The organism is Hyphobacterium sp. (assembly GCF_043584775.1).
GTDB lineage: Bacteria > Pseudomonadota > Alphaproteobacteria > Caulobacterales > Maricaulaceae > Hyphobacterium.
In genome coordinates, this window is record NZ_CP121327.1 from 823,455 (window position 1) to 848,708 (window position 25,254).

General features: G+C 59.3%; 27 protein-coding genes and 2 tRNA genes. 22 read left to right on the plus strand and 7 right to left on the minus strand.

What is annotated here, in order from left to right:
* Position 1: 1 nt before the first annotated feature.
* Together sppA and P0D52_RS03980 are read right to left on the minus strand one after the other, a co-directional pair.
* Positions 2-1,771 carry a signal peptide peptidase SppA gene (sppA, locus tag P0D52_RS03975; RefSeq protein ID WP_394694147.1) on the minus strand — a complete coding sequence of 590 codons (1,770 nt, stop codon included), beginning with the start codon at positions 1,769-1,771 and terminating at the stop codon, positions 2-4.
* Between the two features lie 138 nt (positions 1,772-1,909).
* A tRNA-Pro gene (locus P0D52_RS03980) sits at positions 1,910-1,986 on the minus strand.
* Positions 1,987-2,107: 121 nt separating this feature from the next.
* Here P0D52_RS03980 and P0D52_RS03985 point away from each other — a divergent pair.
* The 9 genes from P0D52_RS03985 (at position 2,108) to P0D52_RS04025 (ending at position 9,190) form a co-directional block, all read left to right on the plus strand.
* Positions 2,108-2,183 (plus strand) — tRNA-Gln (locus tag P0D52_RS03985).
* A 509-nt stretch (positions 2,184-2,692) separates the two neighbouring features.
* On the plus strand, positions 2,693-3,460 hold the full coding sequence (locus P0D52_RS03990; protein ID WP_394694148.1) for a DUF3450 domain-containing protein: 768 nt from the start codon (positions 2,693-2,695) through the stop codon (positions 3,458-3,460).
* A 24-nt stretch (positions 3,461-3,484) separates the two neighbouring features.
* On the plus strand, positions 3,485-4,885 hold the full coding sequence (locus P0D52_RS03995; protein ID WP_394694149.1) for a MotA/TolQ/ExbB proton channel family protein: 1,401 nt from the start codon (positions 3,485-3,487) through the stop codon (positions 4,883-4,885).
* 14 nt (positions 4,886-4,899) lie between these two features.
* Positions 4,900-5,421 carry a MotA/TolQ/ExbB proton channel family protein gene (locus P0D52_RS04000; RefSeq protein WP_394694150.1) on the plus strand — a complete coding sequence of 174 codons (522 nt, stop codon included), beginning with the start codon at positions 4,900-4,902 and terminating at the stop codon, positions 5,419-5,421.
* Positions 5,422-5,425: 4 nt separating this feature from the next.
* Entirely contained in the window at positions 5,426-5,842 is a 417-nt protein-coding gene (locus P0D52_RS04005; protein WP_394694151.1) for an ExbD/TolR family protein, read from the plus strand.
* A gap of 15 nt (positions 5,843-5,857) precedes the next feature.
* Positions 5,858-6,262 carry an ExbD/TolR family protein gene (locus P0D52_RS04010; RefSeq protein WP_394694152.1) on the plus strand — a complete coding sequence of 135 codons (405 nt, stop codon included), beginning with the start codon at positions 5,858-5,860 and terminating at the stop codon, positions 6,260-6,262.
* Between the two features lie 9 nt (positions 6,263-6,271).
* Positions 6,272-6,889, plus strand: coding sequence for an energy transducer TonB (locus tag P0D52_RS04015; RefSeq protein ID WP_394694153.1), 618 nt, complete (start codon positions 6,272-6,274; stop codon positions 6,887-6,889).
* Positions 6,890-6,943: 54 nt separating this feature from the next.
* Positions 6,944-8,431, plus strand: a complete 1,488-nt coding sequence (locus tag P0D52_RS04020; RefSeq protein WP_394694154.1) for a tetratricopeptide repeat protein — start codon at positions 6,944-6,946, stop codon at positions 8,429-8,431.
* 147 nt (positions 8,432-8,578) lie between these two features.
* Positions 8,579-9,190, plus strand: a complete 612-nt coding sequence (locus P0D52_RS04025; RefSeq protein WP_394694155.1) for an energy transducer TonB — start codon at positions 8,579-8,581, stop codon at positions 9,188-9,190.
* Positions 9,191-9,239: 49 nt separating this feature from the next.
* Here the strand turns inward: P0D52_RS04025 and P0D52_RS04030 are convergent, their stop codons facing one another.
* Entirely contained in the window at positions 9,240-11,537 is a 2,298-nt protein-coding gene (locus P0D52_RS04030; RefSeq protein WP_394694156.1) for a S9 family peptidase, read from the minus strand.
* An 81-nt stretch (positions 11,538-11,618) separates the two neighbouring features.
* A complete protein-coding gene (locus P0D52_RS04035; RefSeq protein WP_394694157.1) occupies positions 11,619-12,860 on the minus strand; it encodes an MFS transporter in 1,242 nt (413 codons plus the stop codon).
* Between the two features lie 124 nt (positions 12,861-12,984).
* On the opposite strand from P0D52_RS04035, the gene P0D52_RS04040 reads away from it, so the two are divergent.
* The 13 genes from P0D52_RS04040 to P0D52_RS04100 all read left to right on the plus strand — a co-directional run bounded on the left by P0D52_RS04040 (position 12,985) and on the right by P0D52_RS04100 (position 23,155).
* Positions 12,985-14,085, plus strand: a complete 1,101-nt coding sequence (locus P0D52_RS04040) for a DUF2336 domain-containing protein (RefSeq protein WP_394694158.1) — start codon at positions 12,985-12,987, stop codon at positions 14,083-14,085.
* A gap of 110 nt (positions 14,086-14,195) precedes the next feature.
* Complete coding sequence (locus P0D52_RS04045) at positions 14,196-14,678, plus strand: Na+/H+ antiporter subunit E (protein WP_394694159.1); 483 nt, start codon at positions 14,196-14,198, stop codon at positions 14,676-14,678.
* Positions 14,675-14,992: a monovalent cation/H+ antiporter complex subunit F gene (locus P0D52_RS04050; protein WP_394694160.1), complete on the plus strand. Its 318-nt coding sequence runs from the start codon at positions 14,675-14,677 to the stop codon at positions 14,990-14,992. The genes P0D52_RS04045 and P0D52_RS04050 overlap by 4 nt, the downstream gene beginning before the upstream one ends.
* Entirely contained in the window at positions 14,992-15,351 is a 360-nt protein-coding gene (gene mnhG, locus P0D52_RS04055) for a monovalent cation/H(+) antiporter subunit G (RefSeq protein WP_394694161.1), read from the plus strand. The genes P0D52_RS04050 and mnhG overlap by 1 nt, the downstream gene beginning before the upstream one ends.
* On the plus strand, positions 15,348-15,911 hold the full coding sequence (locus P0D52_RS04060; protein WP_394694162.1) for a DUF4040 domain-containing protein: 564 nt from the start codon (positions 15,348-15,350) through the stop codon (positions 15,909-15,911). The genes mnhG and P0D52_RS04060 overlap by 4 nt, the downstream gene beginning before the upstream one ends.
* A complete protein-coding gene (locus P0D52_RS04065) occupies positions 15,908-16,351 on the plus strand; it encodes a Na(+)/H(+) antiporter subunit B (RefSeq protein ID WP_394694163.1) in 444 nt (147 codons plus the stop codon). Before P0D52_RS04060 ends, P0D52_RS04065 begins: the two co-directional genes overlap by 4 nt.
* Entirely contained in the window at positions 16,351-16,869 is a 519-nt protein-coding gene (locus P0D52_RS04070) for a cation:proton antiporter subunit C (protein WP_394694164.1), read from the plus strand. The genes P0D52_RS04065 and P0D52_RS04070 overlap by 1 nt, the downstream gene beginning before the upstream one ends.
* Positions 16,869-18,398, plus strand: coding sequence for a monovalent cation/H+ antiporter subunit D family protein (locus tag P0D52_RS04075; protein ID WP_394694165.1), 1,530 nt, complete (start codon positions 16,869-16,871; stop codon positions 18,396-18,398). The genes P0D52_RS04070 and P0D52_RS04075 overlap by 1 nt, the downstream gene beginning before the upstream one ends.
* Positions 18,395-19,855, plus strand: coding sequence for a proton-conducting transporter membrane subunit (locus P0D52_RS04080; RefSeq protein WP_394694166.1), 1,461 nt, complete (start codon positions 18,395-18,397; stop codon positions 19,853-19,855). Before P0D52_RS04075 ends, P0D52_RS04080 begins: the two co-directional genes overlap by 4 nt.
* A gap of 2 nt (positions 19,856-19,857) precedes the next feature.
* Positions 19,858-20,175: a hypothetical protein gene (locus P0D52_RS04085; RefSeq protein WP_394694167.1), complete on the plus strand. Its 318-nt coding sequence runs from the start codon at positions 19,858-19,860 to the stop codon at positions 20,173-20,175.
* Entirely contained in the window at positions 20,168-21,883 is a 1,716-nt protein-coding gene (locus tag P0D52_RS04090; protein ID WP_394694168.1) for a Na(+)/H(+) antiporter subunit D, read from the plus strand. The genes P0D52_RS04085 and P0D52_RS04090 overlap by 8 nt, the downstream gene beginning before the upstream one ends.
* Positions 21,884-22,016: 133 nt before the next feature.
* Positions 22,017-22,367: a helix-turn-helix domain-containing protein gene (locus tag P0D52_RS04095; protein WP_394694169.1), complete on the plus strand. Its 351-nt coding sequence runs from the start codon at positions 22,017-22,019 to the stop codon at positions 22,365-22,367.
* Between the two features lie 143 nt (positions 22,368-22,510).
* Positions 22,511-23,155 (plus strand): DUF6456 domain-containing protein, encoded by a 645-nt coding sequence (locus P0D52_RS04100; protein WP_394694170.1) that lies wholly within the window; start codon positions 22,511-22,513, stop codon positions 23,153-23,155.
* On the opposite strand, the gene P0D52_RS04105 is transcribed toward P0D52_RS04100, so the two are convergent.
* The 3 genes from P0D52_RS04105 to P0D52_RS04115 all read right to left on the minus strand — a co-directional run bounded on the left by P0D52_RS04105 (position 23,106) and on the right by P0D52_RS04115 (position 25,061).
* Positions 23,106-23,528 carry a SufE family protein gene (locus P0D52_RS04105; RefSeq protein WP_394694171.1) on the minus strand — a complete coding sequence of 141 codons (423 nt, stop codon included), beginning with the start codon at positions 23,526-23,528 and terminating at the stop codon, positions 23,106-23,108. The two genes, P0D52_RS04100 and P0D52_RS04105, sit on opposite strands and share 50 nt — an antisense overlap.
* A gap of 39 nt (positions 23,529-23,567) precedes the next feature.
* The gene (locus P0D52_RS04110; protein WP_394694172.1) at positions 23,568-23,843 is read right to left on the minus strand and encodes a hypothetical protein; all 276 of its coding nucleotides are present in this window, start codon (positions 23,841-23,843) and stop codon (positions 23,568-23,570) included.
* 207 nt (positions 23,844-24,050) lie between these two features.
* Positions 24,051-25,061: a hypothetical protein gene (locus tag P0D52_RS04115; protein WP_394694173.1), complete on the minus strand. Its 1,011-nt coding sequence runs from the start codon at positions 25,059-25,061 to the stop codon at positions 24,051-24,053.
* Between the last annotated feature and the right edge of the window lie 193 nt (positions 25,062-25,254).

Sequence of the window (25,254 nt, forward strand, 5' to 3'; positions counted from 1 at the left end):
TCTATCGCGGTTGAGCCGTCCGTGCGCGCAATTCATTGCCGACGCCGGAGGACTGGCGCGCCTCGATCAGGGCCTGGACTTCCGGTGAGTTCATGAGGGCATTCAGCTGCGCCAGCGACTGGGCCCCCTCGGCGGATACACCGAACAATTCCTGGAAGGCCTCAAACGGTGTCCGCTCACGCGGGAAGCGCTGCAGATTGACGGTTTGCCCCTCTTCGAGCCCTGCCAGGCGGCGCGCCGCCGCGACCGCCTCCATGAAGCCGCCGATTTCGTCCACCAAGCCATTTTCCAGCGCCTGCGTACCGGTCCAGACCCGGCCACGGGCGATCTCGCGGACGGTCTCGATATCGATTTCGCGGCCATCGGCGACACGCTGTGTGAAGTCGTCATAGATGTCGGCGAGCTGGCCTTCGACCGCAGCGCGCTGCTCCTCCGTCCAGGGCGAGTTCGCCGAATTGGCTGTTGCGAATTCGCCGCCCACGGCCACTTCCTCGAAATTGATGCCGACGAGGCCGAATGTGTCGCCGAGGCTGACCTTGCCACCATAGACGCCGATTGAACCGGTGATGGTGGTGGCATTGGAGACGATGTGGTCGGCAGGGGCTGCGATATAATATCCCCCGGACGCGGCCGCGCCGCCCATCGACACGACAACGGGAATTCCGCGATCCTGCGCGCGCTGTATGGCATCCCAGATCTGATCGGATGCAACGGAAGAGCCGCCGGGCGAATCGACCCGCAGCAGAATCGCACGGACGCCGGGCGTCGACGCGGCATTTGAAATGGCCTCGGCCATGGAATCGCTGCCGATGATCGGATCGCCGCCGAAGGGCGAGGCAATGCCCGGGCCGGTGACGATGGCGCCCTGACCTTCAATCAGGGCAATGCGCGGCCCGGCCTCGGCCAGCACGCCGCTCATCCGGTAGGCGTCGATATCCGCGAATGTCACATTCCCGCCGGCCCGCTCCATCGCGGCCTGACGCGCGGCTGCGACATGACCGAGCTGGTCCACGAGGCCGGCCTCAGCTGCGGCTTCGGCTGAATGTGGCGAGGATTCGATCAGCGATCTGAAAGCCTCGATATCGAGATTGCGGCCACTGGCCGAATTGGCCAGAGCCACATCATAGATAGAGCCGAAATAGGAGAGGGTGGATTCCAAATGCTCCGGCGTGAACCCGGATTCCGTGTAGGTGTTGGGCGCATTCTTGTACTCAAGAAACTGGATGAAATCGGCATCCACTTCGAAGCGCTCCAGTGCATCGCCATAGAAGGGCACTTCGCCGGCAAGGCCGGATGTTGCGAAGCTGGCCGTATCCTGCAGCCAGATTTCATCGGCGCTGGAAATGGCGAGATAGTTGGTGATGGAGGTCCCGACAAAGCCCTGGGAGTGAACGACAACCGATCGGCCACTGTCGCGGAAAGCCGCAATCGCGCGGTTGATTTCTTCAGCCTGCGCCGGGCCCATGCCGAATTCATTGGCGCGGATAAACAGGCCGGCGACACGATTGTCGCGCTCTGCCCTGTCCAGAAGCCGGACAAGATCCACCGTCGAGGTTGATTCGACGAAGGCGAAGGGCGATCGCGAGGGTTGATCAAGACGGCTTTCGCGCAGATCGACTTCCAGCACAATCCGCCCGGCAGGAAGACCGGTATCCTCTTCGGCGTCGGCTCCCATAGCCATGATCAGTCCGATCAGTCCGAAGAAAAGAATGAAGAGTGTCAGGATTGAACCGACCACGGTGCCGATAACGGCGATGAAAAACTGTTTCATGAGACTGTCCCGAATTGCGCACGCTGTTTCCTACAATGCGCATATTGTGCCGAAAGGCGTGGGGGAAAGTCAGGTCTTCCATCCCGGGCGGGAGATTCCGCCGCGGATGTGCCTTGTATACAACGAAATGCGGTAGAGTGGTCGGAGTAGCAAGATTCGAACTTGCGACCCCCGCCTCCCGAAGACGGTGCTCTACCAGGCTGAGCTATACTCCGACCGGAGCGCGGGCTTATAGACAAAGCTGATGCCGGATTCAATCACTACAGCATCACCCCGTTGCATCATCTGCAGTGAGCGGTTATCTACCGCCTCCGCCGCGACATGCGGCCGGCCTGCTGGGGCGTAGCTTAGTTGGTAAAGCAGCGGTTTTTGGTACCGAAGAGCGGAGGTTCGAGTCCTCCCGCCCCAGCCATATCTTTCCGAAATTGATTCTCCCGCCTTTCAGGGCTTCGCGAAGCGGCGAATGAAGACTTTTTGCAGCGGGATCGGCTACACGTTTTCGTGAACCCGCGCCCGCCGTTGCGTGAAACGTGCTTTGCCATTGCGCTTTTCGTGTTCTGCGGCAACCGGATGGCAAGAATTCACCCTGCGCGGGAAGTTTCACCATAAAACTGCCATTGTCACGGTATTCAATAGGAGTCTGTCTATTGATTGACGCGCTTCACTTGGTTAGCGTCGAGATTAAGAAGGCGTAATTCGCCGAACGAGACGGGAGGGCTACTCCCGCAGAGCGAGGGGAAGGGTTCTGTTTATTGGGGTGCTTCCCGACTTCTATTTCGAATCTGCAGGTTCGGGCCGGCGCTTTGCGGCCGTCCGGCCTCAGAACAAGCAGGGGCTTATTCGGCGATTGTTGCCGGAATAGCATAAACAGTCAGTCAGGCGTGGCGGAGGAAAGCCGCGCTGTTCAACGTGAGGCGAGACATGGCGAACTTGAATAAATGGCTTCGCACTTCAGTCGCAGCAGCGGTATTTTCCGTTGGCGTGGCCGGTATTGCGGACGCCCAATTGCAGACGGCGCTTTCTACAGGCGCTCAATCGACACAGGACGGCGCTTCGACGCAGTCGCAAATCGACTCGATCGACGATGACCGGACCAATGCCGAGCTGGAATACCGGGCTCTGCTGCAGCAGATCGAAAGCCAGCGGCTCTATGTCGCGCAGCAGGAAGTCTTCATCCAGTCGCAGCAAAACGAGCTGGACTCGCTTCGCCTGCAAATCGACAGCGTCGGCAATATTCAGCGCGACCTGATCCCGATGCTTCGCGAAATGGTGGACAATCTCCGCCAGTTTGTTGAGCTGGACCTTCCGTTCCAGCACGAAGCCCGTCTTGAACGCGTCGACGATCTTTACGAGCTCATTGACGAGCCCGACGTGTCAGCTGCCGAGAAATATCGCGTTATTCTGAACCGCTACGACATTGAGGCCTCCTATGGCCGCGGATTGCGCGTTTATGAATCAACGACCGTGATTGACGGAGCTGATGTGACGCAGGCCGTATTGCAGATCGGCCGTGTTGCTCTGATCCGTGACACACAGGGGTCGCTCGATATGTTGTACGCCGGGGCCTCCGACTGGGTCGAAGTGCCAAGCAGCTACAACAACGACGTTCAACGGGCTTTCCGCATCGCACGTGAAGTGACGACGCCGGAAGTCTTCACCGTGCCGCTTCCCGGCTCGGAAGATCAATAATTCGGCCCTGACGGAGAATTTGTGATGAAATTCAATCTCAAAACACTTGCCGCAGCGGTCGCATTCGGTACCGCTCTTGCCGGTGGCGCTGTTGCACAACAGCAGCCGGTATCCAGCATCAATCAATTGCTTGACCGCGTCCGCTCGGACGTGCGTGAAGCGTCTGCGGAAAACCAGCAGCGTCTGTCCGAATTCCGCGCTGCGCGGAACCAGCAGACCTCGCTGCTCGCCGGTGCCCGCCAGGAATTGGCGGCTCTGGAAGCCCAGGCAGATCGCCTTGAAGCCCAGTTTGAAGCCAACGCTGCAGAGGTCGACGTGCTCGCCGAAGAGCTGCGCGTCGCGCAGGGTGAATTCGGCGAATTGTTCGGCGTCGCCCGGCAATCGGCTGGCGAATTCGGCTCGCTGATCCAGGCGTCGCTTGCCAGCTCTCAGCACACCGGTCGTGCTGCGCCGCTTCTCGACCTGTCCAACAGCCGCGTGCTGCCGACCCGCACCGAGCTTGATACGATCTGGCGTTCGATCACTGAAGAAATGATCTATCAGGCCGAGATCGCATCATACTCGGCTAACGTCGCTGACCTTTCCTGCGATGGTCCGTCCGTGACCCGCGTGGGTGTCTTCGTTTCCTACGCCACATGTGGCGGCGAAGCGTATTTCACCCAGTGGGCAATTCCGGAAGGAGCCAACGCCGGTGCCAGCTATCGCCTGACAGCTCTGCCGTCCCAACCGCCGGCAAATATCCGTTCGGCTGCCATGGGGCTTTATAATGCCGAGCGTGGCGAGATTACATCCGGTCCGGTTGATCCGTCCCGCGGTGGTCTGCTGCTCGTTTACCGGGATATTCCGGATCTCGGCGAGCGGATCGAACAGGGCCGGATCGTTGGTAAGATCATCATCGGCTTGCTGGTTGTCAGCGTTGCCTTCGGTCTGTTCCGCTTGTTGATGCTGCTTCTCGAATCGATGGCCGTTGCCGGTCAGAAGCGTCGCTCGACGCCTGGCAAGGGCAATTCGCTTGGCCGCGTGATGCTGGCCTATGAATCGGTCAAGGATCACTCGGAAGAAGTGATCGAGATGAAGCTCGACGAGGCGATCCTCAAAGAGGTGCCGAAGCTCGAATTCGGTCTCAACTTCCTCAAATTGGCTGCTGGTATTGCTCCGCTGCTGGGTCTCCTCGGTACGGTGACCGGTATGATCAAGACCTTCACGCAGATTACCCTGTTCGGTACGGGTGATCCGCGGATCATGGCCGGTGGTATTTCGGAAGCCCTTGTCACCACGGTGCTCGGCCTTGTTTCTGCCATTCCTCTGTTGTTCCTTCACAGCTTCGCAGCGAGCTTCTCTCGCGGCGTACAGCAAACGCTGGAAGAACAGGCGGCAGGCATCGTCGCGCGTCACGCGGAAGAGCGTGCTGGCCGTTCAGCTTAGGGGAGGTCCGGAAAATGGATTTCCAAACAGCCATTGGCGGACTGAACGAATTCCTTGATCGCGGCGGGCCTGTGCTCGTCGCCATCATGGCGGTCACGTTCATCATGTGGGCTTTTATCCTGGAACGTTTGGCCTACTTCTTCTTCGCCCAGGCGGGCGATGCGAAGCGGGCGCTTCAGGAATGGTCTGCACGGTCCGATCACACTTCGTGGACAGCTCACGCCATCCGCGATCAGCTGATCTCCGAGGCTCGCCAGAAGGCGGAACACAATGTCGAGCTCGTCAAAGCGCTCGTTGCGGTGGCTCCGCTCTTTGGTCTCCTGGGTACGGTGACGGGTATGGTTCAGGTGTTTGACGTGATGGCTGTGGCCGGATCGTCGGATGCGCGGGCGATGTCAGCGGGTGTGTCCCGCGCGACAATCCCGACCATGGCCGGCATGGTGGCCGCGCTGTCGGGTCTGATTTTCTCAAATCAGATCGAGCGCCTCGCCAAGCACCGGACCAATATCCTCGCCGACAAGCTGGAACTGGAGTAGCGATATGCGCAGACGTTCCAATAGAGGAAATGATCAGGCCGAAGTGAACATGACGCCGATGCTCGACATCGTGTTCATTCTCCTGATCTTCTTCATCGTGACAGCGACCTTCCTGCAGGAGCAGGGGTTTGATATGCGGCCGCCGCCGCCAAGTCCGGACACTCCGGATACGCCGCCGAATCCAGTTATTCTGGTTCAGGTGGACGCTGATAACCGCGTTTTCGTGAACCAGCGTCCGACCAGTGAAGACCGGGTATTGGCCGCGGTTCAACGGATCCGGGCCGAAGCGCCTCAGAGTGCGGTTCTGATCGAGCCCAATGATGAAGCGCTCCATGGTACGGTATCGTTGATCTGGGATGATATGCGATCCAACGGAATTTCAGTGTCGATCCAGCGCTCACGCGGCGACGACGACAACTAGCTCGGGGAGAGAGATATGGCTCGACGTGGGAGCCGGGTACAGAAAGACGAGGAAGATGTCGAACTGAACATGACGCCCATGCTGGACGTCGTTTTCATTCTCCTGATTTTCTTCATCGTGACCGCTGTATTCGTGAAAGAACCGGGCGTGGATGTTTTCCGGCCTGATGTAGATCAGAGCGAGCAGATGAAACCGACACTTCTTGTGGCGGTGACATCGGCCGACGAGATCTGGATCAATCGCGATGTGTACGAGATCACACAGGTGCGGGGCGTTCTCGAGCAGCTATTGTCCGAGAATCCTCGCGCTGAAGCGATGATCCAGGGAGATCAGGACGCGCCAATCGGCACCGTCCTCGATATCCAGGAGATACTCACCGAACTGGGTGTTGAGGAAATCAACATCTCGGAAGAAAGCTAGGGGACACTGATGGGAAGTATAATCAGACTTATCATCGGCATTCCGGTTGCGATCATTGTAACCTTCGCGCTTTTCACACTTATGCGGACGCTCATCTTTGTTGAGACGCCACCGCCTGAGGAGGAGGGTGCTGACTTGCGGTTCGATATCAATCCCGAAGTCGCGCAGGAAGACGCACGGCGTCGCGACACCTCGATCGATGACGTGCAGCAGGTTGATCCGCCGCCCCCGCCGCCACAGGTGGAGCGTCAGGCCTCCGATCTGCCGACCGAAAGCCTGTCGACCATCGTGGGCAGTATTCCAGAATTCGATGCACCGCAGCTGAATTCGGGCAATGTCAGCTTCAACATTTCGGACCGGAATGCCCAGCCTCTGGTCCGGATTCCGCCGCAATATCCGCCGCGGGCGGCCGAGCGCGGGATTGAAGGCTATTGCCTGATGCAGTTCAACGTGTCTCCGGACGGAACGCCGATTGATATCGTGGCGCTGGATTGTTCGAGCAGCATGTTCGAGCGTTCGTCCATCCGCGCGGTTGAGCGCTGGCGCTACAGCCCCCGGATCGTCGATGGCGTGGCCCAGACCCGGACGGGTGTCCAGACTCAACTTGACTATCAGTTGGACGAGTAAATCGGGTGGCCGGCAAATTTCCGGTCACCACCAAAGGAACGCAGAGGAAGCGTGATGATTAATCGGATTTCCTTACTTGCCGTGGCGGCTGCCTTCACTTTTGTGATGGCGGCGCCCAGCGCTGATGCCCAGCGCCGAAACCGGAATCAGGACGAACAACAGGGCAGTGCAGAAGACCGCACAATGTCACCGCAAATCGGTGAGCCCATTCTGGCGGCACAGGAATGTCTGGATGCTGACAACCTGTCCTGCGTCATCAACACGCTGACGCCGCTTCTTGGCCAGGGCCCGAACCCGTATGAGCAATTCATCATTCGCCGTATGCGGGGCGTGGCCTATTACAATCAGGACCGGCTTGATCTGGCGATCCGCGATTTTGAAGCCGCGATTGCCACGGGTGCCGCAACACAGGATGAATCGACGTCCCTGCGGACCAATATCGGTCAGCTCTACATCGTGTCCGAACGCTACTCGGAAGGCATTGCCCAGCTTGAGCGCGCGATTTCCGAGGGTGCGACCCTGACGCCCAGCCTGACGATGTTGCTGGCTCAGGCCTATGCTCAGGCCGAACGTTTCACGGAAGGTCTGCGTTACGCGCAAATGCAATTCGACAATGCCAGCCCGCGCGAGCGGCGGAATTTCGATATGCTGCTGCTCTATTTCCAGCAGCTGAACCGGACTCAGGACCAATTGCGCCTGATCACCCAGATGGTCGAACGCTGGCCGGGTGAGCGCAATATCTGGACGTCTCTGGTGGCGCTGATGGCGCAAACCAACAATGAATCCGGCGCATTTGAAGCCAACAAGCTGATGTATCTCAATGGCATGTTGACGGATGAACGCGAACTGGTTCGCCTCGCCCAGTATTACAGCTATTTCGAATATCCCTATCGCGGGGCCGTTATCCTGGAACGGGAAATGAATGCCGGCCGGGTTTCGCGCAGTGCTGAAAACCTTGAAATCCTTGCAAATATGTGGCGTCAGGCGCGCGAGTATGACCGGGCCATTCCGGTGCTCGAAGCCGTCGCCCAGCAAGGCGGTGGCGAAGACTATCTGCGACTGGCGGAAGCCTATTATCAGGAGAACCGCCTGGCCGAGGCCGAGTCGGCATTCGAGACCGCGCTGGCGCGCGGCGGATTGAACCGCACCGGCGATGCTCAGGCGCTTCTTGGAACCGTTCGCTATGAACAGGGTAATCGTCAGAGCGCCTTGCAGGCCTTCCGCGGGTGCACGCAGTATTCTGAAAGCCGCCGGACCTGCAGCGGCTGGGTGACCTTCATCACCAATGAAATCAACGCCGAGCGGGAACGTGAATTGCTTCGCCGCCGCGTTGAGGTCGAGGAGTGCCGCATCACGATCGATGCCGAGATCGCCAATATCACGATTGTCGGTACAGAGGACGACTTCGACGATGAAGGCCGGGCCATGGTGACGGTGCCGGAACGGTGTCAGCCATTCTTCAATACCTATGGCGAGCAAATCGGTGGGCCGGGCTTTGAACAGGCTGCGGCAGAAACCGAAACCGAAACAGAAGCCGGCTGACCGGCCCCTGTCTTCGCAAACAACCAACCCCGGTCTTCGGACCGGGGTTTTTTGTTGCCGAAATGGTCGCCGTGCGGGCGCAAACTCGCCGCAATCTTACGGGATTGTCATGTTGGGAGAGGGGGGCGCTTGGAAGGGGAGCGCCATATGCAGCGTATCTTGAGAACATCCATCAGTCTGCCATTTGCCGGCCTTGTGACGGTATCACTGGCATTTTTCATGTCCTATCTGATCTCGGTCGAGGGAGAGCTCAGACCGGCGACGCCGGATTTGCAGTTTGACCTGTTTCCGACCGTCGAGGTGATTGATGCAACGCCTCCGCCTGATCTGGAGCCGGTCCTGCCGGTGGATCCACCACCGCCACCGCCCGAAGTGATTGCTCAGGCGTCGCAATTACCCGTTGAAGACTTCAACGTCATTGCCGGCACCATACCCGGCGTCGAGATTGACCCGATCGACAACGGATCCACCAACTTCAACATTTCCGATAGGGACGTGCAGCCACTCGTGCGTATTCCGCCGGCCTATCCCGTCCGGGAAGCCGAACGCGGGATTGAGGGGGATTGTGTCTTGCAGTTCGATGTCACGACCCAGGGATCACCCGTGAATATCCAGGTGCTGGAATGTGCCTCATCCGGCTTTGCCCGGGAATCGGTCCGGGCGGTCGAGCGCTGGCGCTATAATCCGCGCGTCCGCAATGGCGTGCCGGAAATGTATCGCGGCGTTCAGACCCGTCTGGAATTCAATCTCGGCGACTAGACGTCAGACTTATGGACCGGGCGATGCCCGCCCGGTCCATTTTTCATGCCTATTCGCCAGACTCGACGTCCGCGTCGGCGAGGCCCACCGTCATCAGGGCGAAAGCCCAGTTCTCGGCCGTCTCGCGCAGGCTGTCGAAGCGGCCCGAAGCGCCGCCATGTCCGGCCCCCATATTGGTGCGCATCAGGGTGAGGCCGTCATCGGACCGGGTGGCGCGCAGGCGGGCCGCCCATTTGGCTGGCTCCCAATAGGTGACGCGTGGATCGGTCAGGCCCGCCGTGGCAAGGACGTGCGGGTAATCGATGGCCGCAACATTATCATACGGGCTGTATTCCGCGATGGTATCATAGGCCTCTTCATCCTCGATCGGATTGCCCCATTCCGGCCATTCCGGCGGCGTCAGCGGCAGGGTGGGATCAGACATGGTGTTGATCACATCCACGAAGGGCACGGCCGCAATGGCGCCGACAAACAGGTCCGGCTGCATGTTGATCGCTGCGCCCACGAGCAAGCCACCGGCAGATCCGCCATAGGCGACAATATTGCCGCGGGAGGTGAAGCCCTCGGCTGCGAGCGCTTCGCCGGCCGAGACAAAATCGCGGAAGGTATTCATCTTCAGGCCAAGCTTGCCATCGAGATACCATTCATAGCCGCGCGCCTGGCTGCCGCGAATATGGGCGATGGCATAGACCATGCCGCGATCGACGAGCGAGAGCGGCGTGACCCGGAAGGCCGCAGGGATGGTGATGCCATAACTGCCATAGCCATAAAGCATGAGCGGGGCGGACCCATCGATCGGTGTATCGCGGTGATAGAGGATGGTGACCGGGATCATCTCGCCATCATGCGCCGGGGCCATGATCCGCCGGACCACATAGTCTTCCGGATTGTGGCCGGACGGGATTTCCTGGCGCTTGCGCAGGACGCGTTCCCGCGTGGCCATGTTGTAATCGTAGGTTTCTTCCGGCGTGGACGGGCTTTCATAGCTGAACCGCATCTCGTCGGTCGCAAATTCATACCCTGCATCAATGCCCAGCGAGTAGGCCTCTTCGGCAAAGGCGATATTATGCTCTTCGCCGCTGGACAGGTCGCGGATGACAATCCGGGGCAGGGCGTTTTCACGCTCGACCCGAACCATCCAGTCGCGGAAACCCATCAAACCGGTGATCAGCGTGCCGGGGCGGTGTTCGACCACCGTCTCCCAGTTTTCCCGCTGCGGGGCATCGAGAGGGGCCCGCATGATCTGGAAGTCGACCGCGCCATCAAGATTGGTGAGAATGAAGAAGCCGTCGCCGGTCTCGGTCAGCGAGTATTCGACATCGGTTTCGCGCGCCGACACCAGCATGGCATCGGATGCAGGATTGTTGGCGTCAATCAGATGCACTTCGCTGGTCGTGTGCCCCGAGGTGGAGATGGCGATATAGCTGTCGCCTTCGGTCCGGCCGACATTGACGAAGAAGCCATCATCGGCCTCGTCGAAAACCATGACGCCCTCAGCCTCGCTGCGGCCCTGACGCCAGACCTGTTTTGAGCGCCCATTGGCATCGCGCCAGACCCAGAACAGGGTCTCGGAATCATTCGCCCAGGTGAAATTGCCTGTGCTCTCATCTGTGAGCGTGGCGACATCCTCGCCGGTCTCAAGGTCGCGGATGCGGATTTCATAATATTCTGACCCGCGGATATCGACGCCATAGGCCAGCCAACGGTGGTCCGGGCTGTGATCGACATTACCGAAATCAAGATAATCAATGCCCTCGGCTGCGGCATCGCCGTCCAGAAGGATTTGCTCTTCGCCCGCTTCCCCGGTTTCGGGATCAATCGGACGGCGGGCGTAGATGGGATACTGGCCGCCCTGACGGAAGCGGGAATAGTATTCGAAATCGCCATCCCGGTCGGGCACGGACGAATCGTCTTCGAGAATCCGGCCGCGAATTTCCTGGAAGATGGTTTCCTGCAATTGGGATGTCGGGGCCATCACCTCTTCGTAATAGGCATTCTCCGCTTCCAGATGAGCGCGGATTTCCGGGTCCAGAACGGATGGGTCGCGCATGACTTCCTGCCAGTTATCATCGCGCAGCCAGGCATATTCGTCGGTCCGGGTCCGTCCCAATTGTTCAATCGTGACAGGGCGCCGGGCGGCGGATGGCGGCGTGATCGACTGTGCGCGGGCAATCAAATTCATATTCGAGGTCTCTGTGCTGGTTTCGCCAGGGGTTTCGGTCTGGGTGGTATGCGATCCGCCACTGGATTCGGTCGGGGCGTTAGCGGTCTCAACGGGCTCGCTGCAAGCAGACAACAAAGCCATCGCGGCTACACCGGTCAGAGTGCGGGCGTGAAGGTTTTTCATGAGCGTGAAATCTCCGGTCCTGTTATTGTCATCAGTATCGCGCGACCGAACAGCGCTGGCCATGTTGCTGGGCAGTTCGGGTCAGCTCTTCCGGCGAACCGACAATATGGGCGTGAAGATCGAAATCGCGGCGAGGACAAGGGCGAGGCCGATCATCGGGATCAGGACGGATTCTCTGGGGCCCAATGCCGCCACCACAATGCCCATCATCGCCGCACCTGCCGGCATGCCGCCAAACAGACCGAGCTGATAGACAGACATGATCCGGGCCAGCATCTCCTTGGGAGCATTTTCCTGGACGACCGAGCGGCTGAGCGAGATGGCGACTCCGGCGCCCAGACCCCAGAAGAAGTCCAGCGCGTAAAGGCCTTCCAGCGGCAGTGGCAAGGCCAGTCCGCCGAGGCTGACGACGGTGACGAGCTGGGCCAGCATGACCGCTCTGCCGGGGCGTTCGATATGGCTCAGCTTCGCCAGCAGGGCGTTCGCGATGAAGGCCCCGATCCAGAATACGACCAGAAGGCTGGAGAGCGTTCCGTAGCCCGCCTGATAGACATCCCGGACCAAGACCGGAATGACAACGAAAAAGGCCCCGCCGACGACGAAGAAGCCCACGGCGACCATCACCGCTGTCATGGATCCGATTACGGGCGACTGGAAGACCGTCTTTATGCCCTCGACGAGGTCTTGCATGGCATGGGTTGTCGCGGTTCGCCGCGCCTTCAGACGCGGCAGGCCGACCGTGGCGATGACGCCCAGTAGGAAGCCGCCTGCCTGCAGGAATAATAATGGCCCCGGTCCGGTCCACCGGGCCAGATAGCCGACGCCCATGCCGGTGATCTGTCCGGCGAACTGGACCAGCGATGCGATCACAACGGCTTTCTGGAGGGTGATGGGTTTGCCCGAGCGATTGGCGATATCGACGACGGTATTGATGGCCGAATCGCGGGCCGGCAAAACAAAGGCGCCGCAGGATCCGACCGCCAGCGCGTAGATGACGAGCAGCCAGTAGGTGAGATAACCATAAACCAGCAATGCTCCCAGCATGGCCGCCAGGACCGCAGCCATTGCGTAAAACACCATCAGAATGCGGCGCCGGCCGCGACGCTCGGCCAGAACGCCGGCGGCGGGCAGCAGCAGCAACATGGGGGCGGTTAGCGCCATTTGCGCAAAGCCCAATTGCTGGGGCGTGCTGTCTGTCAGCGTGAAGTAGACGATGCCGGGAAAGAGGGTGGTCTGGAGGCCGAATCCGAAAAACCAACCGGCCACGATAACCAGATAGGCGGCGAATGGTGCCGGACTTTTTCGGATTTCCACTGCTGTCATGCCGCCCCCCGGCGAAGACCCGATCATCAACTTGGCCAGCCGGGTAGCGGAGTGCAAGGCGTCATGGCATCGCACACGCTTGTTTAACGGCTTGGAAGGCAGTTTCAGGCCAACAGGTGTTGTGATGAGCGAGCCCGAACCCCTTACCCTGACCCAGACTGCCGCCGAAACCGGACGGGCTAGAACCGCGATTGCACGGCGTCTGGCGGATATTATCTGCCTGCCCTCCAGCGTCATCAGTCCGCAGGAACGCTGGATTGTCGGCGATCTGCTGTATGAAATTCTGCGCAATAGCGATGCCCGCATTCGCCGCCGGTGTGCCCAGCGGCTGGCGGAAATCAAGGATGCGCCGGCCAATATTGTAAAGCTTCTGGCGGCGGATGAAATCGAGATTGCGACGCCGCTATTGCAAACGTCCGAGGCCGTTTCCGACTTCGACCTGATGGAAATCAGCCGGTCGGGAACGACGGGGCACCGCGTACTCATTGCCGAGAGACAGTCGGTGTCTGAAACGGTAACAGCGGCATTGGCATCCATGAGCGAGCCAGCGGTCATCACCACACTCCTCAGGAATCACGGGGCCCGTCTGGCACCGCCCACGATCAATCACATCGTGGCCCTAGCTCAGGACGAGGCGGGTTATGTCGCGGCACTGTTGAAGCGTCAGGAATTGCGGCCACGCGCGGCGCTTCAACTGTTCTGGTATTGTGATCATGCCAATCGAAAGCTGGTGCTTCAGCGATTTGCGGTGGGCCGCTCGCTGATGATCGAGGCCACCGACGAAGTGTTTTCGATGGCGGCGGCCGAAGGCTGGGCGGATCCACTCGTTAATCGGGCTTTGAAATTTGTTGATCGCCGTCAACGCAATCGCGATGCATCGGACGCCTCCGAATATGGGTCGATGGAGGGGGTGATCAGCCAGATTCGTGTTCGCGGTGCCGAACCGGAACTGATCGGTGAGCTTGGTCTGATTGCGGGTATCAGCGATTCCCTGATCGGCCGGATTTGCGATGACCCGGGTGGGGAACCACTGGCGATTCTCTGCAAGGCAACGGGTGCGGACCGGGAATTCCTGGATCAGCTCTGCGAAGGGCTGGGCGGGTTCAGCGCATCGGAAGGCGTGAGACGCGCCATGGCTGTCTATGATGCCCTTTCGGTGGAAAAAGCCCAGACAGTCCTGCGATATTGGGACTGGTCCAAAGCCGGTGACGACCGGCAGAAATAACCCCATTCATAATGGTGTGCAGTAATCCGAGTGAAATACTGGCCAAGCCGGATAGGCATGGTTAAAAGCCTCCCCATCGACGCATTCGAAAAAGGCATTCGGGAGGGAGCATGATTTACGGGGTAAGCCTCAGTCTTGTGCTGGCATTACTCTGGTGGGTTTTGTCGGGATACGACAAAATCACCCTGCTGGCTTTTGGTGCTGCCAGCGTGGTGATCACCATGGTGCTCGTTTTGCGGATGCGGATTATTGATCGGGAAACCGCGCCCTTTCTGCGTCTTCACACCCTGATTCCCTATTATATCTGGTTGGGCGGAGAGATTGCCAAAGCAAATCTGTCCGTTCTGAAGGCCTCCCTGAAGCCGGAAATCGATATCACGCCGCGACTGGTGCGCGTTCCGGTGAAAGCCGAATCGGACCTCGCGCGCTGCGTGTTTGCCAACTCGATCACGCTGACGCCGGGCACAGTGACAGTCGAGGTCGAGGACGATGCCTATCTGGTCCATGCACTCGATACGTCATTTACGGCGCCGGAAGGCTTTGCCGAAATGAATCTGTATGCGGCGCGCGCCACCGATGGAGAACCCTCATGATGGAGTGGGCAAATCTGGGGGCCGCACTGGCGATGGCTCTGGCCATGGCGATCATGCTAGGACGCCTGTTTGCAGGGCCGACATTGTATGACCGCGTTCTGGCGGCCAACTCTTTTGGCACCAAAACGGTTTTGTTATTGCTGATTTTCAGCCTGCTGGTCGGGCGCGCGGACGGTGTCGATATTGCGCTCCTGTACGCCCTGATCAATTTCGTTGCGACCATCGCCATCCTCAAATTCTTCCGCTACCGCTCGCTGGAAATTGCGCTCGCGCAAATGTCGCTCCGCCGCGCGATCGACGGAGATGATGACTGATGGAAACGCTGCTCCTGATCCGTGATATCGCCAGCATCGCCCTCATGGCGGTTGGTGTGATTTTCGTTCTGGCCGGTGCCATTGGTGTCGTGCGTTTGCCGGATTTCTATACGCGCATGCATGCTGCCGGCGTAACCGATACGCTTGGCGCGGAAATGATTGTGCTGGCGCTGATGTTGCAGGCCGGATTTACGTTGCTGTCAGCCAAGCTGCTGCTGGTGGGCTTCATCCTGTTTCTGACCAGCCCGACGGCGACCCATGCTGTGGCCAATGCCGCACACCGAGCGGGGCTGCATCCGCTATTGTCGCGCCACCAACCTCCCCATCCGCGAGATGCCGATACGGGTGACAAATCATGACCGAGTTTGATTGGACCCAGCTGCTCGATTACGCGCTGATGGGCATGTTGCTGGCCGTTGGCATCGCCATTGTGCGGCTTCGAAACCTGTTTGCCGCCGTCATGCTGATGGGCGTTTACAGTCTTCTGTCCGCGGCCTGGTTTGTGTCGCTGGATGCGGTCGATGTGGCGTTTACCGAAGCTGCGGTCGGGGCGGGGATATCAACCGTTCTGATGCTGGCCGCAATGTTGCTGACCGCGCGTGAAGCCGAGCCGGTTAAAGCCATACGGCACTGGGCGGCACTGATTGTGGTCTCGGTGGCCGGCGCGGCACTGTTCTATGCGGTCGGGGACATGCCGGTCTATGGCGACCCCAATTCTCCGGCCAACTCCTATGTCGGCATGGATTATATCACGTCGACGCCCAATGAAATTGCCGTTCCCAATGTGGTGACGGCGGTGCTCGCCAGCTATCGGGGGTTTGATACCTTTGGCGAAACCGTTGTGATCTTTGCCGCCGGTCTGGGGGTGATGCTCTTGCTGGGTTTGAATCCGCGCAAAAAGAAGGGAGATGAGGAATGAACCCGCATCTGGTCCTTCGTGTTGTTTCGAAGCTCTTGATTCCGTTGATCGTTGTCTTCGGTCTATATGTTCATTTTCATGGCGACTACAGCCCGGGCGGCGGCTTCCAGGCCGGTGTGATCGTCGCTGCCGCCGTGATCCTCTACGCCCTCATCTTCGGGGTGGATAACGCCAAAAGGGCTGTACCGACCTGGTTTGTGAAATTTCTCGCGGCGTTCGGAGTGCTGCTCTATGGCGGCACAGGCGTCGCGACGCTGCTGCTGGGCGCGAATTTCCTGGACTATGACGTTCTGCATCCGGATCTGTCGCACCATACTGGCCAGCATATCGGCATTATTCTGGTCGAGCTGGGCGTTCTCTCCACGGTTTTCGCCGTGATCATGGCGATTTTCTATGCGTTTGCGGGCCGGGCTCCCGATATTCCGGAGGGAGAGTGGTAATGATCGAAATTCTCGCGGAACGATTCAATTTCATCATCGTCATCATTCTGATGATGACCGGTCTGTATGCCGTGGTCGCTACGGGTAATCTTGTGAAGCGCCTCGTGGGCCTGTCCCTGTTCCAGACCTCGGTTTTCCTGCTCTATATCACCATCGGCAAGGTCTTTGGGGGGCAGCCACCCATCCTTCCGGAGTATTCCGAAGGACATGGGGGAGAAGGTGAATACGGCGACGGCCTCGCCGCGACCACCGACCATGGTGCCGCAGCTGCCAATGCTTCATCCGATATCATTGGCGGCTCGGTTCAGCATCCTGACCCCGCATATGCAACGACAGAATTGATCTACTCCAACCCGCTGCCGCATGTCTTGATCCTCACGGCGATTGTGGTCGGTGTGGCGACGCTGGCCGTCGGCCTCGCCCTCGTCGTCCGGATCCGCGAAAGCTATGGCACCATCGAGGATGAAGCGATCAACCGGGCGGATTACGCCGTTGATAGTGCAAGGAGAAACACCTGATGGAGTTTCTGGCTTCGCTTTTGCCGGCGTCATTGTCGACGCATGCGCCGGCCATTGTTGTGGTTGCGCCGCTCCTGATGGCAGCGGTCGCGGCGGTCATGCCGAATGGCCGTCTGGGCTGGGGTGTAACGGTGCTGGCTGTCGTTTTCTCAGCGCTGATGGCCGTTTCCATCATCGTCGATGTCCAGACCGGTGGAGTGGTCTCCTACGCGATGGGGGGCTGGGCGCCGCCTGCCGGTATTGAATTCCGGATTGACGGGCTGAACGCTGTTCTCCTTCTGGTGATCGCGGTACTTGGCATATTGAGCGTGATTTATGCCTTGCCGAGTGTGGCCGACGAAATTGCGGAAAACCGGCAAGCGCTGTTCTACGCGGCCTTTCTGGTCTGCTTTGCCGGCCTCGTTGGGGTGGCGACCACGGGTGACGCCTTCAACATGTTCGTTTTCCTGGAGATTTCCTCGATTTCGACCTATGTGCTGGTGGGCATGGGGGCGGACAAGGATCGCCGCGCGCTGACGGCTGCCTATAATTATCTCATTCTCGGAACCATCGGCGCGACCTTCTTCGTGATTGGCGTTGGCTTTCTTTACATGGCGACGGGTACGCTGAATATGGCCGATATGGCCTCACGCCTGCCAGATATTTCGGATAGCCGGGTGGTGCAGGCGGCCTTCGCCTTCATCATTGTCGGCCTCGGCCTGAAGGCGGCGATGTTCCCGCTGCATTTGTGGCTGCCCAATGCCTATGCCTATGCGCCCAATTTCGTCACGTCTTTCCTGGCGTCGACCGCGACGAAAGTGGCGTTTTACACCCTCGTGCGTTTCCTGTTCGACGTGTTTTGGCCGGAAGCGCCCTTCGTGGAAGTCAGCTTCCTGTGGGTATTCGCCATTCTTGGCATTATCGGAATGATCGTCGCGTCGGTTCAGGCAGTGTTTCAGGATGATGCCCGGCGCCTTCTGGCCTTCTCTTCGGTCGGGCAGGTCGGATATATGATGCTCGGCCTTGGTATGGGAACGGCCGCCGGCGTTTCTGCAAGCATGCTGCATCTGGTCAATCACGCCATGATGAAAGGCGCGCTGTTCATGGCGCTCGGTGCGTTCGCGATCCGGTTTGGTATCCGCCGGATTTCCGATCTGAACGGCTTCTCGCGGTCCATGCCATTTACCTCGGTCGCCTTTACAATTGGCGGGCTCAGCCTTGTCGGCGTGCCGATGACGGTTGGTTTCTGGTCGAAATGGTATCTTGGCGTTGCCGCGCTGGAGAATGGCTGGTGGTGGGCCGTGGCCGCACTGATCCTGTCTTCCCTTATCGCGCTGGCCTATGTGGCGCGGATGCTGGCTGCTATCTGGGTCGCCGAGCCGCATCATGACCGGACCGGGGCGATTGCGCATGCACGTGCGCCCTGGCTGATGCTGGCGCCGATGTGGATATTGGCCTTTGCCAATATCTGGTTCTTCTTCCAGCCGGACTTCCTGATTTCCATGGCGAATGCCGCCGCTGAAGCCGCCTTTGCGGGAGCGACACGATGAGCTGGACTCCTGAAATCGCAATGATTGCGGCGCTGGTGATTCCGTTGATCGGCGGCGTTTTCGTCGGTCTCTTGGGCAAATACCCCAATCTGCGGGAAGGCGCGACACTGACAGCGGCCATCCTCTTGGCGTTGAATGTCGCCTATCTCGTCTCGGTCACCGGACAGCGCCCGGAGCTGGTCTATGAAATCGGATCGACCGGTCTGTCCTTCGGCCTGAAACTGGAACCGCTGGGCGCGCTTTTTGCGGCGGTGGCCAGCGGGCTCTGGATCGTCAATTCGCTTTATTCCATAGGCTATATGCGCGGGAATAAAGAGACGCATCAGACCCGCTTCTTCGTCTTCTTCACGATTGCCATTGCCTGCGCCATGGGCGTGGCGCTGTCGTCCAACCTGCTTACCATGTTCCTCTTTTATGAGGCGTTGACCCTGTCGACCTATCCGCTGGTCGCGCACAAGGGCGACGACAAGGCGCGCCGGGGAGCGGCGATCTATCTGGCCATTCTCCTCGGCACCTCCATCGGCCTGCTGCTGCCCGCGATAATCGCGACGCAATTCATCGCGGGATCGACGGACTTTACCGTTGGCGGCCTCCTCAATGGAGAAGCCTCTCCGCTGGTTGCCAGCGTGCTGCTCGTGCTCTTTGCCTTCGGTATCGGTAAAGCGGCTCTGATGCCGGTTCACCCTTGGTTGCCGAATGCGATGGTCGCGCCCACTCCGGTGTCGGCCCTGCTGCACGCCGTGGCGGTGGTGAAGGCGGGCGTGTTCGCCATCCTCAAGGTTAGTACCTACATTTTCGGTCCGGAGCTGATTCAGGCGGCTCCGGCGTCCAACTGGCTGGCATGGATTGCAGCGATATCGATTGTGCTGGCGTCGGTCATTGCGATGTCGAGCAATAATCTGAAACGCCGCCTGGCTTTCTCTACGGTCAGCCAGCTCTCCTATGTCACGCTGGGCGCGATGATCGCTTCACCCCTGGCTTTGCTGGGCGCGGCCTTGCAGGTCGTCATGCACGCCTGGGGCAAGATCACGCTCTTCATGTGTGCCGGTGCGATCTATACGGCCAGCAAGAAAACCGAAATCTCCGATATGCGCGGTCTGGGCCGCTTGATGCCGTGGACATTCGGGGCGTTCGCTGTCGGGGCCTTCGCGATCATCGGACTGCCACCCTTTGGCGGAATGTGGCCCAAGCTCTTTTTGATGATGGGTGCGGCCACGACCGGCCAGCTGGCGCTGATCGGGGCGTTGATCCTCTCGTCCATTCTGAACGTGGCCTATCTCCTGCCGATTCCCGGTCGCGGTTTCTTCGACCCGGCTCCCAAAGAGGGGCTGAAGCAGAGCGGACCGTTGCTGGTGGTCTTGCCGCCGGTGATTACGGCTGCGGGCGTCACCGTTCTGTTCTTCCTCATCGGGCCTTTGACTGATTTCCTTGCCCCCGTCTTCGGGGTGGAGCTTTAAGCATGAGCGATAAAACAACGCCTCCGGATACTTCCGAAAACCTGGATGATATTCATCCGGCCGCGCGACCGTTTTTGTGGCTGGATCATCCGCTGACCAAGGCGATCCCGCTCTATCTTTTCGGAGCGTTGGCCGCGCTGATGCTGTTGCTGGAATTTCTTTATCCGTTTCACGCCGTCTCGAAATATGACGATGTATTCGGTTTTTATGAGATCGAGGGCTTTTTCGGCTTCTGTCTGGCCGTTCTGATGGGGTGGCCGCTGCGCCGCTTGCTGGGCCGTCCGGAGAATTATTACGACCAGGAGGGTGATCATGACTGATCTGATCACCGCGGGTCTCTCGCCCGCCATACCGGTCATTCTCGCCGGCTTGCTGGCCGCGATTTCACCGTCCTATACGCTGCGCAAAATGCTGATGATTGCCGCGCCTCTGGCGGCGGCGGCTGTCTGGTTCCTGACGCCGGAAGTCGGCATTTTCGGTGCGATGGATCTGGCCGGTTTCGGATTTGAAACCTACCGTTTTGACCCGTTATCGCGGGTCTGGGGCCTCGTCTTCATCCTCGCCATTTTCCTGAACTCCATTTATGCGCTGCATGACCGTGACAAGCTTGCGGATGCCTCGACGCTGATTTACTCCGGCGCGGGCCTCGGGGCGGTGTTTGCCGGGGATTTGCTGACGCTGTTCTTCTTCTGGGAATTGACCGCGATTTCGTCGGTCTTCCTGATCTGGGCGAGCCGCAATCCGGAAGCGTTCCGCGCCGGCCTGCGCTATCTGGCCATCCACGTCCTGTCCGGTGTTCTGCTGCTTGCGGGCGCAGTGCTTTACGCCAACCATTCCGGCAGCTGGCAGTTCAATGCGATCGACGTCAATGCGCCGGGTGGTCTGCTGATCCTTCTGGCCTTCGGTATCAAGGCGGCCTTCCCGCTGATGCATAACTGGCTGCAGGATGCCTATCCCAAATCCACCGCCACAGGCGCGGTCGTGCTCTCGGCTTTCACCACAAAGCTGGCCATCTATGCGCTCGCGCGCGGATTTGCCGGACTGGATATTCTGGTCTGGATTGGCGCGATCATGGTGGCTTTCCCGGTCTTCTATGCTGTGATCGAGAATGATTTGCGCAAGGTGCTGGCCTATTCGCTGAACAACCAGCTCGGCTTCATGGTCGCGGGCATAGGCGTCGGCACAGAGCTTGGCCTGAATGGCGCGGCCGCTCACGCTTTCGTCCACATCATCTACAAGGCCCTGCTGTTCATGAGCATGGGTGCCGTGCTGATGCGCGTCGGCCATACAAAGGCATCAGAGCTAGGCGGGCTCTACAAATCCATGCCGTTTACGGCCTTCTTCTGTCTGATCGGGGCGGGGGCGATCTCGGCCTTCCCGCTCTTCTCCGGATTTGTGGCCAAGGCCCTGACTCTGTCTGCCGTTGCCTATGGTGGTTACGAGATTCCGTTTGTGATCCTCGTCTTTGCCTCCGCCGGCGTGCTGGAGCATTCGGGTATCAAGATCCCGTATTTTGCCTTCTTCAGTCACGACCGCGGGCACAGGGTCAAGGAGGCGCCATGGAACATGCTCCTGGCCATGGGGATTGCGTCCTTCCTCTGCATCTATCTGGGCATCAATTATGGCGTGCTCTACAGCCTGTTGCCGTACCCGGTCGAATACGAACCCTATACGTTTGACCACGTCGTGGGTCAGATGCAGCTTCTGATCGCGGCTCTGTTTGCCTTCTCGCTTCTGGTCAAACTGAAATGGTATCCGCAGGAGGTCCGGTCCATCAATCTGGACACGGACTGGTTCTATCGCCGCCTGGGTGATGGTGCCGTCAAATGGATTGCGGCCATGACCGGGCGTTTGATGGCGTCGATTACCAATCGGCTGAATGCGGCCGGACGCAATGTGGCAGACAAGCTGTTCAATCTGTTCAGCCCGGCCGGTGCGCTCAGCCGTGACGTCCCGAGTGGATTGCTGGCGATCTGGACGAGTGTATTGCTCGGCCTTGTGATGGTGATCGCCTACGTCGCCGGTTAGCCTGTTATGCAACGCAATACCCTTTCACACCCATAAGGTGTGTAAGGGCATTCTGCCATAACGATAGGAATGTTATCCTCACATTTCCGAAACGCTCTTATGATGACCTCAAGAGTGAAGAACGGATGGACAAATGTGTGGACAGCAATTTCCCGAACGGGATCTGGCACGGGCGCGGCTGGCGCGTGAAACGGTTGCCTTTGCCTTCAATGTGCCAGCAGACGAGATCGCCGCGCCAACGCGCCGGTCATCAGAAGTCGCGTTTGCGCGGCAAGTCGCGATGTATCTTTCCCATGTGGCGTACGAGCTGAATCTGGCCCGGGTCGGGCAGGCCTTCGGACGGGACCGGTCAACGGCCTCCTATGCCTGCCAGATCGTTGAGGATCGGCGGGATGATCCCGATTTTGATGCCTGGCTGGATGGCCTTGAAGAATGTCTTCGGACGGCACCGGAACCCAAAACCGTGGGCGAGGCCGGGCGATGACGCCCGTGCCGCGATGGCAAAGACGCCTTGCAACGCCCGGTGCGCGCCTCAAGCCGGTGTCGGACGCGGCAGAGGAATTTGGTATTTACCCGCAAGGTGATCAAAGGCGAAGGCCGTTGGCCCGGATTGACCGGAGGACTTTTTTGCGGGCGCGGGGCGAAGGTCTGATTGCCGAGATGGATGCGGGCGAATATGGACTGGCTGTGACGCTCTCAACTCTCGCAGAGCGATCCGTCGGCGATTTCCGGTCCTCGCGGGCACAATCCGTTAGCCGCAATTTTATCGATGAGGCTGGCCGGATTTCTCAACGCGACATCAATCTGGCCGATTCGCCGCTGGCGCGTTGGCTGAAACCCGACCCCCGTACCGGCCTGGCCTGGCTCAGCCAGGTGGAGTTCGACGCTGGTGAGCGCCTGCGGGACGATTATAGCCGTTCTGTTCTGGTCGAGCGTGTGACCCCGGACTGGGAGGGCTATATGGCGCCTGTCCGAACAGGGCGGTCACGGGCAAAGGAAGACGCGCCAATGTCTGCCATGGACGCCCGGGACCGCGTTATCGATGCGCTTGACGCTGTCGGGCCGGGCCTCGACACCATGCTCAGTGCGGTCTGCCTGACGGAAACCGGTCTGGAGGCCGCCGAGAGGGCGGCCAACTGGCCGCGGCGTTCGGGGAAGGCGATCCTCAAACTCGCCCTGCAGCGTCTCGCCATTCATTACGGAATGGTTCGGGCGTGCAATCTCAGTCCGATGCCCCGGTTTCAGAACGAATCCGCGCAATCATCGAATTGAGTCCGTTCGAGCGCTGTGGAGACAAGTGCTCGGCCAGACCAATTCGGATGAGAATGTCCCGGGGATCAATGTCGGCAATGTCGTCCCTGGATCGGCCGGAATAGAGCCGAACCAGCAAGGCCGCCAATCCCTTGACGATGTGGGCATCGGAATCGGCGCGAAACCGGAAATGATCGCCTTCGGGCGGATCAATGACCAGCCAGACACGGCTGGTGCAGCCTTTGACCCTGCGCTCGTCGGTCTTTTCAGCCTCCGGCAGGGGCGCCATGGCCTGTCCCAGATCGATCAGATATCGGTAACGCTCTTCCCAATCGCCAAGGAATTCAAATTCCTCGATCAGATCATCAATATCGGATTTGGTATCAGGGCTCATGCCCGGCGAATATAACGCTCCCCGCTCAAGGGCAAGGGATCAGGATGCGTCGGCGGCAGCCGCCTCGCGTTCGTCCAGCCAGTTTTCAACCCGGCTGACGGACTCATTGGCGGCGATAGCAGCAAGGCCGCCGGCTTCGCTGGCCAGATCACAGAGTGCGGGGAGATCCGTACACACCTGATGGACGCGCTGGCCCTGAGCGATGAGGTCGGTCAATTCGTCGGGCGCACTGACGCCTTCGCTGGAAAAAACGCTGGCGGGCGCAAAGGCCGCAACGATGGCTATCCAGAAAATCGCTCTAAATGCAAAACCCATGGTTTGGCCAGTCCTTCGATTACCTACAGTTCTCCAACTGCAAGAAGGAGGCTAGCCAAACCCGGAGCGGTTTTCCATCGAAACGCGTGTTAATAGAAAATAAAGATCAAAAGGCTTCACGCAAATTCTAATAAATAGAAAACGAAGCTGATTCTTTACTTGTTGTTTACGGTGTGCCGGATTGAGCCAATCTGGCGCGAGTAGGGCTTAATCCTGCCGATCCTGCGCCGCTTCGAGACAGTCTGACACCTCAATCAGCGCATGCTGGGCGATGCAGAAGGAGTCTTCATACTCGAAATGAGCGGCCGCCACGCACTGTGCAAGGTTGACCCGCGCCCACGAAATACAGCGCTGTGCGAGCGGATCGGCCAGAAGTGACTGGATCGATTCCTCTGTGTAGCGGGAATCCTCGCCAATTGCCCGCAAAGCCGCGATGGACAGAATGCGGCCAACCCGCACCCGATCGGGCTCATACGGCACATCGGCTTCCAGGGTCAGGTTGGGCGTGGATGGCGCGAGGCTTGGTCGCGGCGAGGGCGTCGCAAACAGGCTGGAGGCGGCTCCGATATCGGTTTCGCTGATAAAGCTCGTGGTGAACATATCGCTGGCCAGCGGTGCCGAGATATCGTCCGCGGCACGCAGCGCCGCCAGGCGGTTCTGCCGGTCGCGTGAAATCGCATTTGCCCAGCGCTCGTTCTGCAAGGCGTAGGCGGACTGGCGATATTGTTCGCCCAGATCGCGGATCTGGCCGGAGTCCTCGTCAATCGCCTGAAGAACGGATTCACTGGCCTGATCGGCATATCTGAAAGCGCCCGCATAGGCCGGATCATTGGCCAGAGCTGCGACAGCGGCATCCCGGCCATAATAATCGGCGACGTCACGCACATCGTCCAGGAATTGCGGGTGTTGCTCGGCAATCAGCGAGGAATAGGCCAACCAGGCGCGAACCAGACGTTCCCGGGCCAGATAGACCGAGATCTCGTCCATCGACTGGTCGAGGACAGCGCCGGATGTGATTTCGCGCTCGCGGATATTTCCGAGCGTCCGATGGAAACCGGCATATTGGCTGGCAGACCGCAGCACGATGTCGTTGTCGACATTGTGTTCAGCGCTTTCAACAGCGTCCAATCGCAAAACCGGCTGGCTATCGGCCGCCGTACTGCCGTCATCCTGAAGCACGGCCACCATGGCTATCGCTGAAAACAAGACATTAAGCACGATTGAACTCTCCTATGCCGACGGGCGCTGATCTTTGTATCTTGAACCGACTGAGGCGCGAGCGCCAGTCACCTGCAGAATTTCTTGCACCAAGGCTTGATGAAGTGTTGCGTTAACGAATTTGCCCACGAATTAACGTCTTGTTAAGTGGGGGAGACAAGGTTCGATGTGCGGCAATTGACCGAGTCGCGAC

Coding starts and splice junctions, on each gene's coding strand:
- sppA (WP_394694147.1), bottom strand. CDS start 1,771: ATGAAACAGTTTTTCATCGCCGTTATCGGCACCGTGGTCGGTTCAATC.
- P0D52_RS03990 (WP_394694148.1), top strand. CDS start 2,693: ATGGCGAACTTGAATAAATGGCTTCGCACTTCAGTCGCAGCAGCGGTA.
- P0D52_RS03995 (WP_394694149.1), top strand. CDS start 3,485: ATGAAATTCAATCTCAAAACACTTGCCGCAGCGGTCGCATTCGGTACC.
- P0D52_RS04000 (WP_394694150.1), top strand. CDS start 4,900: ATGGATTTCCAAACAGCCATTGGCGGACTGAACGAATTCCTTGATCGC.
- P0D52_RS04005 (WP_394694151.1), top strand. CDS start 5,426: ATGCGCAGACGTTCCAATAGAGGAAATGATCAGGCCGAAGTGAACATG.
- P0D52_RS04010 (WP_394694152.1), top strand. CDS start 5,858: ATGGCTCGACGTGGGAGCCGGGTACAGAAAGACGAGGAAGATGTCGAA.
- P0D52_RS04015 (WP_394694153.1), top strand. CDS start 6,272: ATGGGAAGTATAATCAGACTTATCATCGGCATTCCGGTTGCGATCATT.
- P0D52_RS04020 (WP_394694154.1), top strand. CDS start 6,944: ATGATTAATCGGATTTCCTTACTTGCCGTGGCGGCTGCCTTCACTTTT.
- P0D52_RS04025 (WP_394694155.1), top strand. CDS start 8,579: ATGCAGCGTATCTTGAGAACATCCATCAGTCTGCCATTTGCCGGCCTT.
- P0D52_RS04030 (WP_394694156.1), bottom strand. CDS start 11,537: ATGAAAAACCTTCACGCCCGCACTCTGACCGGTGTAGCCGCGATGGCT.
- P0D52_RS04035 (WP_394694157.1), bottom strand. CDS start 12,860: ATGACAGCAGTGGAAATCCGAAAAAGTCCGGCACCATTCGCCGCCTAT.
- P0D52_RS04040 (WP_394694158.1), top strand. CDS start 12,985: ATGAGCGAGCCCGAACCCCTTACCCTGACCCAGACTGCCGCCGAAACC.
- P0D52_RS04045 (WP_394694159.1), top strand. CDS start 14,196: ATGATTTACGGGGTAAGCCTCAGTCTTGTGCTGGCATTACTCTGGTGG.
- P0D52_RS04050 (WP_394694160.1), top strand. CDS start 14,675: ATGATGGAGTGGGCAAATCTGGGGGCCGCACTGGCGATGGCTCTGGCC.
- mnhG (WP_394694161.1), top strand. CDS start 14,992: ATGGAAACGCTGCTCCTGATCCGTGATATCGCCAGCATCGCCCTCATG.
- P0D52_RS04060 (WP_394694162.1), top strand. CDS start 15,348: ATGACCGAGTTTGATTGGACCCAGCTGCTCGATTACGCGCTGATGGGC.
- P0D52_RS04065 (WP_394694163.1), top strand. CDS start 15,908: ATGAACCCGCATCTGGTCCTTCGTGTTGTTTCGAAGCTCTTGATTCCG.
- P0D52_RS04070 (WP_394694164.1), top strand. CDS start 16,351: ATGATCGAAATTCTCGCGGAACGATTCAATTTCATCATCGTCATCATT.
- P0D52_RS04075 (WP_394694165.1), top strand. CDS start 16,869: ATGGAGTTTCTGGCTTCGCTTTTGCCGGCGTCATTGTCGACGCATGCG.
- P0D52_RS04080 (WP_394694166.1), top strand. CDS start 18,395: ATGAGCTGGACTCCTGAAATCGCAATGATTGCGGCGCTGGTGATTCCG.
- P0D52_RS04085 (WP_394694167.1), top strand. CDS start 19,858: ATGAGCGATAAAACAACGCCTCCGGATACTTCCGAAAACCTGGATGAT.
- P0D52_RS04090 (WP_394694168.1), top strand. CDS start 20,168: ATGACTGATCTGATCACCGCGGGTCTCTCGCCCGCCATACCGGTCATT.
- P0D52_RS04095 (WP_394694169.1), top strand. CDS start 22,017: ATGTGTGGACAGCAATTTCCCGAACGGGATCTGGCACGGGCGCGGCTG.
- P0D52_RS04105 (WP_394694171.1), bottom strand. CDS start 23,528: ATGAGCCCTGATACCAAATCCGATATTGATGATCTGATCGAGGAATTT.
- P0D52_RS04110 (WP_394694172.1), bottom strand. CDS start 23,843: ATGGGTTTTGCATTTAGAGCGATTTTCTGGATAGCCATCGTTGCGGCC.